The sequence below is a fragment of the uncultured Campylobacter sp. genome (assembly GCF_938045595.1).
GTDB lineage: Bacteria > Campylobacterota > Campylobacteria > Campylobacterales > Campylobacteraceae > Campylobacter_B.
In genome coordinates this window covers 1-1,420 of the sequence record NZ_CALIBB010000228.1, presented here as the reverse complement: position 1 = coordinate 1,420, position 1,420 = coordinate 1, and the positions used below count along the sequence as shown (strand labels likewise).

The following is a 1,420-nucleotide window of genomic DNA, read 5'->3' as shown; positions in this document are numbered from 1 at the left end:
CGATTTGGAATTTTATCTTTTACTCAATTTGGACGATAAATTTCATTCCTACAAGCAAATTTGCCGCTGCAGGCGCAGGTCTTGCTCTAGAATTTAAACGATAAAATTTCATTTCGCGCGCAATAGATCAAACAATGCCGCCGACTTTGCGTCGCTAATGCGCGCTATGAACGCAAAAAAGCGCTTTTGCGAGCGACCGGCCTGCGAGTGGTGCCGTCATCCAATATGCTGATCGTCGCCGCTCATAGCCGCGCGACAACTTATCTATCGTCGCTCATTACCGCACCGCCGCAGCGGTGCGGAGCGTGAGCATAGAAATATTTTAGACGCACTCTCAAGAGGACATCACCGAGCTTAATAAATTTTAGTGCGGTACTTTTACTATGTGCTCGTAAGCATAAATAAAATTCTTTAGCAAAAATTTTTAAGACAAAAATAGCAAAAGATTTGCAAGCAACGGATAAAATTTCATTACGGCTAAAATTCCATTGTGATCGCAATCATATCCGTTCTATCTGCCCATAGCTTTTTAAATTTCGCTTTTTGCCTCACTTATTGTTTTATTTAATTTCGCAGCAAATTCCTCTTTGCTTATTTCTTTAAACGCTTCGTTGGGTACGGCGATAAAAAGACTTCCTTCCAGCAAAATTACCAAAAAATCGCGCTCCATTACCACCTCACAAAATTCCGCATCATAAATGAGCGTATCTCGCTCGCTTACGAATATAAATTGCCCCTTTAAATCGTCTGAAATTTCAATGCTAAAATCGCCGAAAGTGACATTTTTATTCTTATTATATATCGCAGAATTTAGTAGCCACGATCTAACGCAAATAGCATAAATATAAAAAACTGCGCAAGCAGTAGGCAAGATAGCTCCTAAGCTCTTTATCCAGGACTTATCACCATAGTACTCGCGTAAAAACTCTATCCAATCGTCCTCAAAAATAAAAAGTTAAGCCGAAAACGCAAAAGCGAAAAGCAAATCTGTCGCGCAGACGGCGTGGATGAACTTGCTCCCTTTATAAATTCTGCGCGAAATTCTAGTTCTCATTTTAGCGAATTTCCGGTTATCTTGCAGCGAGTAAGAAATCAGCATATCTTTCCTTTAAAATTTTGCTTATTTTAGCCAAAATAAAAAGATCTGTAAAATTACATTGCATGCTGCGTTTGCGCCTCTTCGGCGATACGGCCAGTAGATGGAAGGACACTACTAATGCAAGCGGTAAAAGGGCGAGCTAAATTTAATAAAATTTCTACCGAAGGAGGGATTGTGAAAAATACAGCATTCATCACGGGCGCTACAAGCGCTGCCGTCATCCAATACGCCGCTCGTCACCTTACAACAGCCTGAGCGCGAAAAACTCACTTCTGCGAGCAAGTGGCCTGCAGGCGCTGCAGGCGCGATCATCGGCTACCC

Annotated in this window: 2 protein-coding genes; one reads left to right on the top strand and one right to left on the bottom strand. The window is 41.8% G+C overall.

The genetic code is table 11. From position 1 onward, the window contains the following. Nucleotides 1-529: 529 nt before the first annotated feature. Entirely contained in the window at nt 530-871 is a 342-nt protein-coding gene (locus tag Q0340_RS08825) for a hypothetical protein (RefSeq protein ID WP_298083015.1), read from the bottom strand. A gap of 345 nt (nt 872-1,216) precedes the next feature. Between Q0340_RS08825 and Q0340_RS08820 the strand changes: the two genes are divergently transcribed. Then, the gene (locus tag Q0340_RS08820; RefSeq protein WP_298083014.1) at nt 1,217-1,354 is read left to right on the top strand and encodes a hypothetical protein; all 138 of its coding nucleotides are present in this window, start codon (nt 1,217-1,219) and stop codon (nt 1,352-1,354) included. Nucleotides 1,355-1,420 lie beyond the last annotated feature (66 nt).